This is a genomic window from Nocardia sp. NPDC058480 (assembly GCF_042720495.1).
GTDB lineage: Bacteria > Actinomycetota > Actinomycetes > Mycobacteriales > Mycobacteriaceae > Nocardia.
The window spans coordinates 672,207-687,415 of record NZ_JBHXMN010000002.1 but is presented as its reverse complement, the minus strand read 5'-3'; the positions used below and the strand labels follow the sequence as shown (position 1 = coordinate 687,415).

Annotated in this window: 13 protein-coding genes; 10 read left to right on the top strand and 3 right to left on the bottom strand. The window is 68.9% G+C overall.

Annotated features, from left to right (window positions below; all coding sequences use genetic code 11):
• Window positions 1–3: 3 nt before the first annotated feature.
• Window positions 4–702 (bottom strand): hypothetical protein, encoded by a 699-nt coding sequence (locus ACFWO8_RS08770; RefSeq protein WP_378946060.1) that lies wholly within the window; start codon window positions 700–702, stop codon window positions 4–6.
• Window positions 703–812: 110 nt separating this feature from the next.
• On the opposite strand from ACFWO8_RS08770, the gene ACFWO8_RS08765 reads away from it, so the two are divergent.
• The 10 genes from ACFWO8_RS08765 (at window position 813) to ACFWO8_RS08720 (ending at window position 12,217) form a co-directional block, all read left to right on the top strand.
• Window positions 813–1,859: a FecCD family ABC transporter permease gene (locus ACFWO8_RS08765; protein WP_378946057.1), complete on the top strand. Its 1,047-nt coding sequence runs from the start codon at window positions 813–815 to the stop codon at window positions 1,857–1,859.
• A gap of 77 nt (window positions 1,860–1,936) precedes the next feature.
• On the top strand, window positions 1,937–3,058 hold the full coding sequence (locus tag ACFWO8_RS08760) for a FecCD family ABC transporter permease (RefSeq protein ID WP_378946266.1): 1,122 nt from the start codon (window positions 1,937–1,939) through the stop codon (window positions 3,056–3,058).
• The gene (locus ACFWO8_RS08755; protein ID WP_378946054.1) at window positions 3,055–3,879 is read left to right on the top strand and encodes an ABC transporter ATP-binding protein; all 825 of its coding nucleotides are present in this window, start codon (window positions 3,055–3,057) and stop codon (window positions 3,877–3,879) included. The genes ACFWO8_RS08760 and ACFWO8_RS08755 overlap by 4 nt, the downstream gene beginning before the upstream one ends.
• A 62-nt stretch (window positions 3,880–3,941) precedes the next feature.
• A complete protein-coding gene (locus tag ACFWO8_RS08750; RefSeq protein WP_279537543.1) occupies window positions 3,942–4,331 on the top strand; it encodes a BlaI/MecI/CopY family transcriptional regulator in 390 nt (129 codons plus the stop codon).
• Between the two features lie 64 nt (window positions 4,332–4,395).
• A complete protein-coding gene (locus tag ACFWO8_RS08745) occupies window positions 4,396–5,334 on the top strand; it encodes a M56 family metallopeptidase (protein ID WP_378946051.1) in 939 nt (312 codons plus the stop codon).
• Window positions 5,335–5,589: 255 nt separating this feature from the next.
• Window positions 5,590–7,053: a DEAD/DEAH box helicase gene (locus ACFWO8_RS08740; RefSeq protein WP_378946048.1), complete on the top strand. Its 1,464-nt coding sequence runs from the start codon at window positions 5,590–5,592 to the stop codon at window positions 7,051–7,053.
• Window positions 7,054–7,173: 120 nt separating this feature from the next.
• A complete protein-coding gene (locus ACFWO8_RS08735) occupies window positions 7,174–8,034 on the top strand; it encodes a DMT family transporter (RefSeq protein WP_378946044.1) in 861 nt (286 codons plus the stop codon).
• A gap of 52 nt (window positions 8,035–8,086) precedes the next feature.
• Window positions 8,087–9,523 (top strand): GuaB1 family IMP dehydrogenase-related protein, encoded by a 1,437-nt coding sequence (locus ACFWO8_RS08730; RefSeq protein ID WP_378946041.1) that lies wholly within the window; start codon window positions 8,087–8,089, stop codon window positions 9,521–9,523.
• A 281-nt stretch (window positions 9,524–9,804) separates the two neighbouring features.
• Window positions 9,805–11,160, top strand: a complete 1,356-nt coding sequence (locus ACFWO8_RS08725) for a hemolysin family protein (protein ID WP_378946038.1) — start codon at window positions 9,805–9,807, stop codon at window positions 11,158–11,160.
• Complete coding sequence (locus ACFWO8_RS08720; RefSeq protein ID WP_378946035.1) at window positions 11,153–12,217, top strand: hemolysin family protein; 1,065 nt, start codon at window positions 11,153–11,155, stop codon at window positions 12,215–12,217. Before ACFWO8_RS08725 ends, ACFWO8_RS08720 begins: the two co-directional genes overlap by 8 nt.
• A gap of 342 nt (window positions 12,218–12,559) precedes the next feature.
• Here ACFWO8_RS08720 and ACFWO8_RS08715 read toward each other — a convergent pair whose 3' ends face one another.
• The gene (locus ACFWO8_RS08715; protein WP_378946032.1) at window positions 12,560–14,164 is read right to left on the bottom strand and encodes an FAD-binding protein; all 1,605 of its coding nucleotides are present in this window, start codon (window positions 14,162–14,164) and stop codon (window positions 12,560–12,562) included.
• A 224-nt stretch (window positions 14,165–14,388) separates the two neighbouring features.
• Window positions 14,389–15,177, bottom strand: coding sequence for an SDR family oxidoreductase (locus ACFWO8_RS08710; protein ID WP_378946025.1), 789 nt, complete (start codon window positions 15,175–15,177; stop codon window positions 14,389–14,391).
• Window positions 15,178–15,209: the final 32 nt, after the last annotated feature.

Here is a 15,209-nt window from a genome sequence, read left to right as displayed (position 1 = left end):
TCGCTAGCGCTGCAGGCAACTGCTGCGGCGAACCGGGAGGCCGCGTTCCTCGAAGGCACCGAGCACGAGTTGGCCGCGACGCGCGCCCGCGGCGATGTCGGCGCGTGCCAGGTCGGGGACGTAAGTCGCAGCGCCGATGATGGATTCACCGACGAGAGTCCAGAAACGGCGAGCGGGCAGGCCGGAGCAGCGGGTGAGAACCGATTGCAACGGGATCAGCGAGGAGGCGCAGCGTTGGGCGAGCCAGACCGCCATGGCGGCTTCGCAGGGGAAGGCCACCGCACCGGGTTCAGGGTCGGAGTCGACGACGCGGATCGTCGTGTCGGTCAGCCCTGCCCAGTCGATGCCGCCGTCGTTGTCGTGGTGGATCCACAGGTTGTCACGGCCGGGGTCCCAGGCCTGCGCGTCCATGACGAACAGCGCGGTGACCCGGCCCGCTACGGCGTGGATGAGCGCGGTGGCCACCACTTCGGCGGCGATCTCGTCGTTGATCATTTCCGCGGCGTGGCGTCGGTACATCAGTTCCACGCGGCCCTCGGACAGCCCGTTGGGCACATGCCACCATCGCCGTTTGCCCTGCCCGCTCATATCCGCGACGGCGTACACCCGCGGATGCTCGGGTTGCAGCGATTGCAACCTGGCACAGGCGCGGTCGAACGCGGCGGTGGTGCGGGACGTGGCGGTGGTGACGGGCTCGGACATCGAACCTCCTCGAACGTTGGTTCCCGTGACGATGATGTCTCGGAACATAGGTTAGGCTTACCAGACTTCACAAGTCGTGTCCGGTTTCGAGGCAGGAGAAGTTCGTCGCCGTGATCCACCCTGGCACCGTCAGACGTCGTCGTCTGACCGGGCTTCTGCTGCTCGTTGTCTTGCTCACCGTGGCGGTGGTGGCGAGCATTGCCATCGGCACCCGCTCGCTCGCACCCACCACGGTGTTCGACGCCGTCTCGCACGCCCTCGGCTGCGACGGCGGCCCGTTCCGTTGCCCGGCCCGCTCCACCGCCGAGGAAATCGTGCGTGAGCTTCGTCTGCCGCGCACCGCATTGGCCCTGATCGCCGGGATGGCGTTGGGCGTCGCGGGCGCGCTCATCCAGGGGTATACCCGGAATCCGCTCGCTGATGCCGGATTGTTAGGACTGAATGCGGGCGCGGGCTTTCTGGCAGCGCTGAGCATCTTTCTTTTCGGTTTCACCGCGCCCGCGCAGTACATCTGGTTCGCCTTCGCCGGGTCGGCGATCGCGGGGGTGATCGTGTTCGGGGTGTCCTCGATCGGCGGGGGCAAAGCGAGTCCACTGAGCCTGGTGCTGGCCGGCGCGGCAGTGACCGCGTTCCTGCAGGCGATGACGAACGCGGTCATCGTGCTCGACAACGCGGCGCTCGACACCTACCGGTTCTGGGTGGTCGGCACCGTGAACGGGCGTGAGGCCGGGGTGTTCTGGCAGGTGCTGCCGTTCCTGGTGGTCGGGATGGCGATGGCCGTCGCGGCGGCGCCGGGGTTGAATCTGCTGAGCCTCGGTGACGACGTGGCGCGTGGGCTCGGGGTCGACGTCGGACGGGCGCGGGCGTTCGGGTTGTGCGCGGTGGTGCTGCTCAGCGGCGCCGCGACCGCCGCGGTCGGGCCGATCGCGTTTCTCGGGCTGGTGGTGCCGCACATCGCGCGCACGATCACCGGGCCGGACAATCGGTGGCTGATCCCCTACTCGGCGCTGCTGGGTGGGTTGTTGCTGCTGGTGGCCGATATCGCCGGGCGGGTTATCGCGCGGCCGGGAGAACTGCAGGTCGGGGTGATGCTGGCCGCGGTCGGCGCGCCGTTCTTCATCGCGTTGGTGCGTCGCAAGAAGTTGGTGTCGCTGTGAGCAAGATCGAATCGAACACCGCCACCGATTCGGGCGACGCCGATCGTGCGGGCACCGGCCGGGTGGGCACCGATCAGATCGATCCAACGGCGGCCGTAGATCACGCGGTCGCAGAACCGGCCGGGCTGCGGAAGGTGCGTCCCGCGTTGCGGTTCGGGCCGGTGTCGCTGGTCCTGCGGCCGGTGCTGCTCGGTGCCGTCCTGGCGCTGGCGGTCGCGGTATTCCTGCTGTTCTGCCTCGATATCGCCGTCGGCGACACCCATATCCCCTTCGGACGGGTACTCGACGTGCTCGGTGGCGGCGGTTCCCGATCGCAACGCTTCATCATCATCGAATCGCGGCTACCGCGAGCGCTCACGGCCGTCGTGGTCGGCGCCGCGCTCGGCCTCTCCGGCGCGCTGATGCAATCGATCCTGCACAACCCGCTCGCCGGGCCGGATGTCCTCGGCATCACCACCGGCGCCAGCGTGGGTGCGGTCGCGGTGCTGGTCGGCAGCGGTGGGGCGACGACCGGGTTGATCGCGACCGTGGGCACACCGCTCGCCGCGCTGGCCGGTGGACTGCTCACCGCCGTCGTCATCTATCTCCTGGCCTGGGGACGAGGACGCGGCGGCGACCGTGGTGTCACCGGGTTCCGTCTCGTCCTCATCGGCATCGGCGTGAACGCGGTGCTCATGTCGGTGATCAGCTGGCTGCTCACCCGGGCCACCCTCACCGACGCCGCGCGTGCCCAGGTCTGGCTGAACGGGTCGCTGAACTCGGCGGATATGGCTCGGGTCGTGCCCGCCGCGCTCGCGCTGACGGTCGTGACCGTCGTATCGCTGGTGTCCGCGCGGACACTGGCCGCACTGCGTCTGGGCGAAGAGTCGACCCGGGTGCTCGGCGTGCGAATCCAGTCACAGCAGGCGCTACTCATCGGGGCGTCGGTGGTGGCGGCCTCGGTGGCGACCGCGGCCGTCGGGCCGGTCGGGTTCGTCGCGCTCGCCGCGCCGCAGATCGCCCGCATGGCACTGCGGACCCCGGGCGAACCGCTGATCGCCTCGGCACTGACCGGCGCCGCGCTGGTCGCGGGCGCCGACATCATCTCTCGCGCGCTGCTTCCCGTCGATCTGCCGGTCGGTATCGTCACGGCGGCGCTCGGTGGACCGTTCCTGCTCTACCTGCTCGTCCGCATGAACCGGAAGGCCACGCTCTCATGACCAGCCCCGTCCGCCGCCTCGCCGCCGACGCCGTCTCCCTCGGCTACGGCGAGCGGGTGATCGTCGACGAGCTCAGCCTCGACATCGCGCCCGGCGTGGTCACCACCGTCATCGGCCCCAACGGCTGCGGCAAGTCGACACTGTTGAAGTCACTCGGCAGGCTGCTGCGCCCACGGGCGGGCCAGGTGGTGCTCGACGGTAAGGCCATCTCGTCGATGAAGACCAAGGACGTGGCCCGGGTGATCGGCATGCTGCCGCAGACCCCCGTCGCGCCCGAAGGACTCACCGTCGCCGACCTCGTCGCGCGCGGACGTCATCCGCATCAGTCCTGGTTGCGGCAGTGGTCGGCCGACGACGAGACCGAGGTCGCCGCCGCGCTGGCGCAGACCGGCATCGCCGACCTGGCCGACCGCACCCTCGACGAACTCTCCGGCGGCCAGCGTCAGCGCGCCTGGATCTCCATGGCGCTGGCCCAGGGCACCGACATCCTGCTCCTCGACGAGCCAACCACCTACCTCGACCTCGCGCACTCCCTGGAAGTCCTCGACCTCGTCGACCGGCTGCACGCCGAGTACGGGCGCACGGTGGTGATGGTGCTGCACGATCTCAACCTCGCCATCCGCTACAGCGACGAGCTCGTGGTGATGCGCGCGGGCAAGATCGTCGCGCGGGGCAAACCGGCCGATATCGTCACGGCCGACCTGCTGGCCGCGGTGTTCGGGCTCGAGGCCACAGTGCTGACAGATCCGGTCTCGGGGCGCCCGATGATCGTCCCGATCGGCACCCGACACGTGCACGGCGCGGCCGGCTATGACGAATGACACACAGCAAACACCCCGTTACGACAATCTGTAGTACGCATGTTTGTCGTTGAGGCCGTAAAATCGGTGGGATGGCAGGTCTGGGCGAACTCGAAAAAGCGGTCATGGACCAGTTGTGGTCGGCCGATGAGCCACTCACGGTGCGGCAGGTACACGAAGCGCTGGCCGCGCGGCGCGAGCTCGCGTACACCACGGTGATGACGGTGCTCCAACGACTGGCGAAAAAGGATCTGGTGGTACAGCGACGCGACGATCGCGCGCATCGATACGCACCGGTTCACAGCCGCGACGAACTGGTCGCGAGCCTGATGGTCGACGCCTTGCAACAGGCCGACGCCGCAGGTAGTCGCGCCGCGGCGCTGGTGCACTTCGTGGAGCAGGTCGGCAAGGACGAAGCCGATGCCCTGCGCGAGGCGCTCGCCAAGCTCGAATCCGACGAAAACAGCGGCTAGACTCCCTGGCGGCTCTCACAATGGGGTGAGTGCCCCTGGTCCCACAACGCAGTGAGCAGAGTCGATGAACGCAACCGCGGCAGTCTTTGCTGGTCTCGCCCTGCTTCTCGCAGGGCCGGTACCAGCGCTGCTCAGTCGCGCTACCTGGGTGCACAAAAGCCCGCGCGCGGCACTGGTGTTGTGGCAGGCGATCGCGCTGGCCGCGGTGCTCAGCGCCTTCGGATCCGGGCTGGCCATCGCCAGCTTGCTGCTGGTCCCCGGCCCCGACGGTAGGCCGACCACCTCGCCCACCAAGGAGATCGACGCGCTCGGTCTGCCGCTGTGGACGGTGTATGTGCTGGTCTTCGCGCTCACCTTGATGGTCGGCGCGCGGCTGATGTTCTCCATCGTGCGCGTCGGTGTGCACACCCGGCGCCGGCGCTCCCGCCATCGCATGCTGGTCGACCTGCTCGATCAGAGCGGCCCGGTGCGCCGCGCCGCCGATATCCGGGTGCTGGCCGCCACCGAACCCATCGCCTACTGCCTGCCGGGCCTACGCCAGCGGGTCGTGATCAGCGAAGGGACGCTGACCAGCCTCGACGACTCCGAGGTCACCGCCATCGTGAGCCACGAACGCTCGCATCTGCGCGCCCGCCACGATCTGGTGCTCGAGGCGTTCACCGCCGTCCACGAGGCCTTTCCCCGGGTGGTCCGCAGCAAGGCCGCGCTCGGCCAGGTGAAACTGCTGATCGAACTGCTCGCCGACGACTCCGCCGTGAAGGTCACCGGCCCCAAGCCCCTCGCCCGCGCCCTGATCGCCTGCGCCAAGTCCACCGCACCGCAGGGCGCGCTCGCCGCGGGCGGACCGAGCACGCTGATCCGCATCCAACGCCTCGCGAGCAGCACCGGAGACGTGAGAGTCGCCACCGCCGCCTACCTCGGCTCGGCCGCGATTCTGGTCGTGCCGACACTGGCCGTCGCGGTGCCGTGGCTACAGGAACTCAACCGGCTCTTCCACGGCTGACCTGGCGATCCCCCGTCCCCGCTCCCCCGCGTTCGCGGCGCCGCGATCGCGCAGTCGCTCGCTGTTTCGCGGCGGAACAGACGTTGCCACAACCGCTTACCTGACCAGCCTGTTTACCCAACAGAGGCAGAACACGCCTATCCTGGGAGACCGGTCCTTCCTGCTGGGCCGCACCCCGTCCACGCCGAGGCGTGTATTCGGGTAATCGGCGCCGATCATCGTTCGGCGCGATTCGCAGCCCAACGAAAGGCCACCTTGACCAACTCTGCCGTGCCCAACGAACCGACCTTCGCCGAACTAGGCCTGCCCGTCGAACTGGTGCAGACCCTGCGCAACGCGGGCATCGACAAGCCCTTCCCCATCCAGGCGGCCACGATCGGCGACGCCCTCTCCGGGCGCGACGTGCTCGGCCGCGGCCCGACCGGCTCGGGTAAGACCCTCGCCTTCGGCCTGCCGATGCTGACCCGCCTGGCCAAGGGCTCGCAGTCCAAGCCGGGCCGCCCGCGCGGCCTCGTGCTGGTGCCGACCCGCGAACTCGCGACCCAGATCGAGAAGGCCCTCGAAGAGGCAGCTCGCTCGCTGGGCCTGCGCGTGGCCTCCGTCGTCGGTGGAGCGCCGATCAAGCGTCAGGCCGATCGCCTCGCGCGTGGTGTCGACCTGCTCATCGCGACCCCCGGCCGGCTCGACGACCTGATCAAGCAGCGCGCCGCCGACCTGTCGGACGTGACGATCACCGCGCTCGACGAGGCCGACCACATGGCCGACATGGGCTTCCTGCCCCAGGTCACCCGCCTGCTCGACCGCACCCCCAAGCAGGGTCAGCGTCTGCTGTTCTCGGCCACCCTCGACGGTGACGTGGACAAGCTGGTCAAGCGCTACATGAACACCCCGGTGACCCACTCGACCGCGCCCCCCGAGGCATCGGTCAGCACCATGACCCACCACCTGCTCTACGTGCGCGACAAGAACATCAAGCGCACCGTGGCCACCGAGATCGCCGCCCGTGAGGGCCTGACCATCATGTTCGTGCGCACCAAGCACGGCGCCGACCGCCTGGCCAAGCAGCTGCGCGGCGCCGGTGTCGACGCGGGCTCGCTGCACGGCGGCAAGGCCCAGAACAACCGCGTGCGCACCCTGGCGGCCTTCGCCGACGGTTCGGTTCCGGTGCTGGTCACCACCGATGTCGCCGCGCGCGGCATCCACATCGACGGTGTCTCGCTGGTCGTGCACTTCGACCCGCCCGCCGAGCACAAGGCCTACCTGCACCGCGCCGGCCGCACCGCGCGCGCCGGTGAGGACGGTGTCGTGGTCACCCTCGTCACCGACGAGGAGCGCAAGGACGTCGCCGCGATGACCCGCAAGGCGGGCGTGCGGACCGACGGTGTCGACGTGCGCCCCGGCGACCGGAACCTGGTGGAGATCACCGGCGCCCGCAAGCCGAGCGGCATCGCACTGGCCGCACCCGCCGCACCCGCGCAGCCGACCAGGTCGGCGGCCGGTGGCGGGCGGACCCGTCGTCCGCGCACCGGTGGCGCGCCTGCCGCCGAGGCGGGACGTGGCGGTGCACCGCGCCGCGAGCGTCCGGCACACGAGTCGCGTAGCCGTAAGCCCGCGGGGACCGGTGGACACGCCCGCAGTGGCGACACGCCGACGAATTCTCGTCGTCGTGCCGCGCGTCCGGCATCTCCGGCCGTGACCCGCAACCGCACGGCAAACTGAATTATCGCGTGGCCGAACCGATTACGGTTCGGCCACGCGTCTTTTTCCGGGTGCCCGAACATCGCGACTTTCCGCTCGTAGATCAGCGCCGACCAGGATCGGATCCCGCACACTGAGCCCGTGACGAACCATCAGATCGCCACCATCGTGTGCGCGCTGATCGCGGCCATGTTGATCGCGCTGGCCGCTGTCGCGCAACAGCGGGCGGCCGCGGCAGTGCCCGAAGGCACGTCCCTGCTGCGCAGCCTGCTCCGCAGCCCACGCTGGTGGTCCGGCGTCGTCGGCGACGCCGGTGGTTACGCGATGCAGGTGCTCGCGCTGGCGTTCGGCGCGGTGCTGGTGGTCCAACCGATCCTGGTGAGCGCCTTGGTCTTCGCGCTCCCGCTGTCCGCGCGGCTCAACGGGCAGCGGATCACCGCGCGTGCCGCCACGACAGCACTGATCCTCGTCGCGGCGCTCGCGCTGTTCCTGATCGTGGGGCGACCGACGGCAGGCGAGGACACCGCGCCCTTCCGAGAGTGGTTGGTGCCCTTGGCGATTCTGCTCGGAGCCATCGTGGCCGCGACTCTCACCGGGCTGACGATCACCAGCCCATCGGGACGCGCGCTCGCTCTCGGTCTCGCCGGTGGCGCCCTGTTCGGCACGGCCGCCGCACTCACCGATCGCGTGGTCACCCTGTTCGGCGACGGGATCGGCGCGGTCCTCGGCGGCTGGCAGACCTGGATGCTGGTGGCCGCCGGGCTGCTCGGCGTGTACCTGCAACAGCGCGCGTTCCAGGCCGGACCCCTCGCTGCCTCGCTGCCCGCGGCCACCATCGCCGAACCGCTGGCCGCCGCGTTCCTCGGTCTCACCGCCCTCGACGAGCACCTACGCACCGACGGATTCGGCCTGGTCGTCGTCGGCGCCTGCGTCATGGTGATGTGCGCGGCGACGGTGGCTCTGTGCCACACCCGAGCGGTCACCGACGAGCCCGCACGCTGACGCGCTGCGGGGATTCCCACGCCGCGGTGCTCACAGGGCTACTATCAATCAAGTGCGATTTCTTCCGGGACCCCAGCCGCCGTATGACCTGACCTACGACGACCTCTTCCTGGTCCCGAACCGGACCGATGTCGCGTCCCGGTTCGATGTGGACCTTGCCAGCGTCGACGGGTCAGGCACCACCATCCCCCTCGTGGTCGCGAACATGACCGCGGTAGCGGGCAAGCGGATGGCCGAGACCGTCGCTCGCCGCGGTGGCCTCGTGGTGCTCCCCCAGGACCTGCCGATTCCGGCGGCCGCCGACACCATCGCGTTCGTCAAGAGCCGCTCGCTCACCGCCGATACCCCCGTCACCCTCGACCCCGACCGTTCGGTGTCCGATGCGGTGGCGCTGATGCACAAGCGTGCGCACGGTGCCGTCGTGGTCGTCGAGGGTGGTAAGCCGGTCGGTGTGGTGACCGAGGCCGCCTGCGCCGATGTCGACCGGTTCGCGCGGCTGCGCGAGGTAGCGGTCACCGATTTCGTCCAGGTGCCCGTCGAGGCGTCCCCGCGCGATATCTTCGACCGCCTCGCCGAAGCCCACGCCCAGCTCGCGGTGCTCACCAACACCGACGGCACTCTCGCCGGCGTGATGACCCGCACCGGCACCGTCCGCGCGGGCATCTACACCCCCGCCGTCGACGCCGACGGCAAGCTGCGCGTGGCGGCCGCCGTCGGCATCAACGGTGACGTCGCCGCCAAGGCGAAGGCACTGGCCGAGGCGGGCGCCGACGTGCTCGTCCTCGACACCGCGCACGGCCACCAGACCAAAATGCTCGAATCGTTGCGCACTGTCGCCGATCTCGGCCTCGGCCTGCCGCTGGTCGCGGGCAACGTGGTCTCCGCCGAAGGCACCCGCGAGCTGGCCGCGGCGGGCGCGACCATCATCAAGGTCGGTGTCGGCCCCGGCGCCATGTGCACCACCCGGATGATGACCGGGGTCGGTCGCCCACAGTTCTCTGCGGTAGCCGAATGTGCCACCGCGGCAAAGGAACTCGGTGTGCACGTCTGGGCCGACGGTGGCGTTCGGCACCCCCGCGACGTGGCCCTCGCACTGGCCGCCGGCGCGTCGAACGTGATGATCGGTTCCTGGTTCGCGGGCACCTACGAGTCCCCCGGCGACCTGCGTATCGACCGCGACGGCAACAAGTACAAGGAAAGCTTCGGCATGGCGTCCAAGCGTGCCGTCGCCGCCCGCACCGCCGCCGACAGCAGCTTCGACCGCGCCCGTAAGGCGCTGTTCGAAGAGGGTATCTCCAGCTCACGGATGCGCCTTGACCCCGAGCGCCCCGGCGTCGAGGACCTCATCGACCACATCTGCTCGGGTGTGCGCAGCTCCTGCACCTACGCCGGTGCTCGCTCACTGCCGGAATTCCACGACAAGGCCGTGCTCGGCGTGCAGTCCGCCGCGGGCTTCGCCGAAGGCAGGCCGCTGCCCCGCGGCTGGTGAACTCCACACGCGGCGGCCGATCGAATCCTTCGATCGGCCGCCGTCGTCGTCGCCGGGCGCCGCCGCTGACACCTCATGGGTGGGCACGGATTACTATGGGGTTGCCGATCACGGCACCTGCTCTACCCCCGCCTCGAAAGGATCCAGTTGTCACCCGCGTCCAAGGGCGCCACACAGGAGGGCTCCTCTACGGAGCCGGGTGACAAACCCGGCGTCCTCCTTTCCGCAGCCTCTGTTCGATCTCCCGGTTTCCCTGCCGCACCACTCGGGTGGTGCTGAGGATGTCCATCGTTCTGACCGTGCTCAGCCTGCTCGGCTTCGTAGCCCTCACCCTCGGAACGGCACTGTTCGTCGCCGCCGAGTTCTCTCTGACCGCACTGGAACGCAGCACCGTCGAAGCGGCCGCCCGCGAGGGTGACACCCGGTCACGACTGGTGAAACAGGCCCATCACACCCTGTCCTTCCAACTCTCCGGCGCCCAGCTCGGTATCACCATCACGACCCTGATCACCGGCTTCATCGCCGAACCCGTGCTGGCCCGCCTGCTCGATCCGCTGCTGAGCGGCATCGGTGTGAGCGAAAGCGCCTCGCACGGCATCGCACTGGCGCTGGCCCTGATCATTGCCACCTCGCTGTCGATGATCTACGGCGAACTGGTACCGAAGAACATCGCCATCGCCGAGCCGATGATGGTGGCCCGCCTCACCGCGGGCCCGATGGTCGGGTTCTCGGCACTGTTCAAGTGGCTCATCCGCTTCCTCAACGGCTCCGCCAACTGGGTCGTCCGCAGACTGGGCATCGAACCCGCCGAGGAATTGCGCTCGGCCCGCTCGCCCCAGGAACTCGGCTCACTGGTGCGCACCTCCGCCATGCGTGGCGCGATGGATCAGCGCACCGCGCTGGTGATGGACCGCTCGCTGGAATTCGGTGAACGCAGTGCCGAGGACCTGATGACACCGCGGGTGAAGGTCGAATCGCTGGACCGCGACGACACCATCGCCGATCTCATCACCGCCTCCGCGCGCACCGGCTACTCCCGGTTCCCGGTGATCGACGGCGACCTCGACAACACGCTCGGGGTGGTGCACGTCAAGCAGGCGTTCACCCATCCCGGCGAGTTGCGCAAGCAGATCCCGCTCAGCAAGCTGGCCGTCGCGGTGCCGATCGTGCCCGCCAGCCTCGACGGCGACGAAGTCCTCGAACGGGTCCGCGCCGACGGCATGCAGGTGGCGCTGGTCGTCGACGAATACGGTGGCACCGCGGGCATGGTGACCATGGAGGACCTGATCGAGGAGATCCTCGGCGACGTGCGCGACGAGCACGACGAGGAGGAACGCGATGTGCGCCGGGTCTCCGACGGCTGGGACTGCTCGGGTCTGCTGCGCATCGACGAGGTGTCGCGCGCGACCGGCTACGACGCACCCGAGGGCGAATACGAAACCCTCGGCGGGCTGGTACTGACCAAGCTCGGCCGCATCCCGGTGACCGCTGACGAAGTGGTGCTGCCCGCATCGCGCGGCGCCGGTGGCGGCTGGATCGCCAGGGTGGAACGCATGGACGGACGACGCATCGACCGGGTGCGGTTGATCCCCGTCGACGCGGCCAACCTCTCCGCACGGGAGCACACTCATGGGTGATCTGTTCGGAATCTTGCTGACCGTCCTGCTCCTGGCGGGCAACGCGTTCTTCGTCGCCGCCGAGTTCGCGCTCATCTCGGCCCGCCGCGACCGCCTCGAAGCCCTTGTCGCACAGGGGAAGAAGAAGGCGCAGACGGTGATCGAGGCAGGCGAGAACCTGTCGATGATGCTGGCCGCGGCCCAGCTGGGCATCACCATCTGCTCGATCCTGCTCGGCCGGGTCGGCGAGCCCGCGATCGCGCACCTGATCGAGCGTCCGTTCGAATTGCTCGGTCTGCCGGAGCAATTGCTGCACCCGGTCGGCTTCGCGCTCGCGCTGACCATCGTGGTGATCCTGCACATCTTGCTCGGCGAGATGGTGCCCAAGAACATCGCTCTCGCCGGTCCGGAACGCTCGGCGCTGCTGCTGGTGCCGATCCACCTGATGTGGTTGCGGATCGCCCGACCGCTGATCGCGCTGTACAACCTCGCCGCCAATATGACGCTGCGGATGTTGCGGATCGAGCCGAAGGACGAACTCGACGCCACGGTATCGACGGTGGAACTGGCCGAGATGATCGGCGAATCCCGCTCCGAAGGACTCCTCGACGAGGAGGAACACCGCAGGCTCACCCAGGCCCTCGGCACCTCCGATCAGGTCGTCGGCGATGTGATGGTGCCGTTGGCCCGAGCCAGATCGGTGCCACTGATCGGCAGCGGAACCACCCTCGGCGAGGTCGAAGCAGCGGTCTCCGAAACCGGGTTCTCCCGCTACCCGGTCCGCGCCTCCGACGGCTCCCTGGTGGGGTACCTGCACATCAAGGACGTCCTCGACGAGGTCGCCGACGACCACGCGGGCCCGGACACCGTCATCCCCCGCACCGATATCCGCCCGTTGCCCACCGTGAGCACCGGGACTCCGCTGTACGAAGCGCTGGCCCGATTGCGCCGCACCAGTAGCCATCTGGGACGGGTGGTCGACAGTCGCGGCAACACCGTCGGTGTGGTCGCCCTGGAGGACCTGATCGAGGAGTTCGTCGGCACCGTCCGCGACGGAACCCACCGCATCGCCGACTGAGTTCCGTGCCCGGCGCCGCACCAGGGCGCCGGGCCGCACGTCCGGGTCAGAGCCGAGCTTGCGAGCGGCGAACGGTTTCGGGGTCGATCTCCTGGATCTGGATGACGACACCGTCGGGATCGGTGACCCGGATGCTGCGTCCGAAGTCCTCCTCGACGAGGGTGTAGTCGTAGCCGCCGTCCGCCAGCCGGACGGCGACCTCTGTACGGCCGCAGCATCGACGTCATCTGTCGGCTCGATGTTCGTCCCGCGTCCCTGCGGACCCTCGGCCGACCGGTGCGTCAGGCTAGGCCGTTCGTAAAAACGACCGTCCGGTCTGGCGCTGGTCCTACCCTGGTGTCCTCACTTGCGCAGTAGCGGCTGGGCACTATGGGTGCCCGCCCGGCGCCCGGAGAAAATACAGTCGGCCAGCGACAGCCCACTGACGTAGGAGTTCGAACAGACCCCGACCGCCGCACGCCCAGCGGCGAAGAGCCCAACGACGACTCCCCCGTCCTCGGTGCGCACAGCCCCGGTGTCCTCGTCCACCAGCAGACCGCCGAGGGTGAGCATCGGCATGGGATAGGAGACCCGCGCCTTGAACGAGATGTCGAGCAGGGCGAACGGTCCGGTGCGAACCGGACGACGGATGTCGTCGGGCTTACCCAGCGGATCGGGGCGGTCGTCTTCGATGGCCCGGTTGTGGGCGTCCACGGTTTCGCGCAGCGCGGACTGGTCGATCCCGGCACGTGCGGCAACCTCTTCGACGGTGCTGCCGGAGACGCGCCCGATCCGCAGCAAACGCTCGGTCTGCATTCGCTGGAACCACACCGACTGTGCACCGATCTGGCTGCGGGCCTCGGCCTCGAGTTCGGCGTCGACGAGCAACCAGGCGCGGTGACCAGGACTGGCGGCGATGGCCGCGCCCAAAGCCGCGCCATAGCGGGATTCGTCGATCATGCGGCGGCCAAGGGAATTCACCGCGACAGCGCCGAAAAAGGCGCTGGGCGGAGCGATGAAACGCCATGTAGAGAGCGCGTCCATCTTGCCGCTCGCCGCGCCGATGTCGAGCGCCATGGTGATGCCGCTGCCGTCGTCACCGGCGCTGCCCAGCGGCAGTCCCTGCGACCACGGATACGCGGGGGCGTGCCGAGCGACCATCTCCCCGTTCGCGATGAACCCACCCGTGGTGAGCACAACGCCGGTTTTCGCCTGGATCCTGACCGGCCGGCCGTATTTGCGCTCGATCCGAGCCAGCAGCGCTTCCACCGCCCGGCGCAAACCCTGGTGATACACACCAGGTTTCGCCGAGAGCCGCGCGAGGGCGGCGAAACGACGGCGCACCGCCGCGGGCGCGCCGTCGATCGTGACCACCTCGATCCCTGTCACACGCCCGTCCTCGACCACGAGCCGAGTAGCCCTGGTACCGGTCCGGACGCGAACGCCGTGCCCGGCCGCCGACTCCGCCAGCGGCCCGAACAGCGCCTTGCCCGAGACACCGGGACCGTGGGCGCGGTGACCGCGTTGGCGCGGCTTCGCGAGATCCCGGTAGCCACCGGAGTTTTCGCTGCCCGAGTAGTACAGGTAGTAGTCATCGGTCGGGTAGGACGTCTTGTACGGGCACACCGAGGGCTGGAAAGGAACGCCGTGCTCGGTCAACCAGTCGATCATCGCCGGGGATTCCTCGCAGAATCGGCGCAACGTCGCGGCGCTCACGGCGTCACCGACCTCAGCCTCCAGATACGCGAGCATATTGTCGACGTCGTCGTCGATGCCCGCGTCGCGTTGCACCCAGGTGCCGCCGCCCGCGTAGATGATGCCACCGGACAGTGCCGTGGCACCGCCACCCAGATACCGGTCGACGGCCAAGACCTCGGCGCCGGATTCCCGCGCGGCCAGCGCCGCGGCCACCCCCGCCCCGCCGTATCCGACGACCACGACATCGGCTGCATCATCCCAGGCACGCACTTGTATCACCTTTCGAGCAGAGGCCGACCGCATCGCCGCCGACTGTAACGTGTTCTAGTCGAACTATAACGTGTTCTAGATTCGGCAGGCGTCGAGTCGCCGGATCGAGCCTCGATTCCCGGCTACATCAGCCTGCGGCCGGTAGTCAAGGGAAGGTCGGTGGCGGTCAGGTGCTCCCTTGGATGACGCGGTAGGTCATATCAGATCCTTTGTGCGGGAGTGGATCACAGGTCAGGCAGGCCGATTTCGAAATTGGGGCTTTCGATGCCGCCATCCACCTCGAGAACCTTGCCGGTGACGTAACTGCCCGCACGCGAACTGAGGTAGACGATGGCAGCCGCGATTTCCCATGGTTCGCCGAGTCGACCCAGCGGGGTCGCGCCTTCCATGGCGGCCTTGATCTCCGGTTGCTCCGCGACGACATCCAGTGCGGAGGTGAGGACCGAGCCGACCGCGATGGCGTTGACGCGGATGCGCGGGGACAGGTCGGTGGCGGCCAGCCGGGTCCAGTGCGCGAGGGCGGCTTTGGCGGTGCCGTAGGCGAGGAAGCCACGGCCGGCGGTTCGGCCCAACATCGAGGAGATGCTGACGACCGATGCGCCGTCCGATTTCAAGAGGTGCGGCACCGCGGCCTGGGTGAGGGCGTGCGCGGTGGACACATTGAAGCGGAAAGCCTCCTCCAGAAACTCTGGGGAGGTGGTCAGGAAGGTATTGGGCATGGTGCCGCCGACATTGTTGACCACGATGTCGATGCCGCCGAGTTCGGCGGCAGCGGTGTCGGCGAAGGCTTTCACCGCGGCCAGGTCGGAAAGGTCGGCCGGCACGGTGACAGCACGGCGGCCGAGTGCCCGGATCTTCCCGGCGACCTCGTCGAGTTGCTCGGGGGTGCGGGCGGCGATGGCAACGTCGGCACCGGCTTCGGCCAGCGCGAGCGCGGTGGCCGCGCCGATGCCGCGGCCCGCTCCGGTGACGATGGCAACGCGACCGTCCAGTCGGAAGGCATCCAGGATCATGGCGCAAGTTTCCTCTCTGAGATGGCCGCATG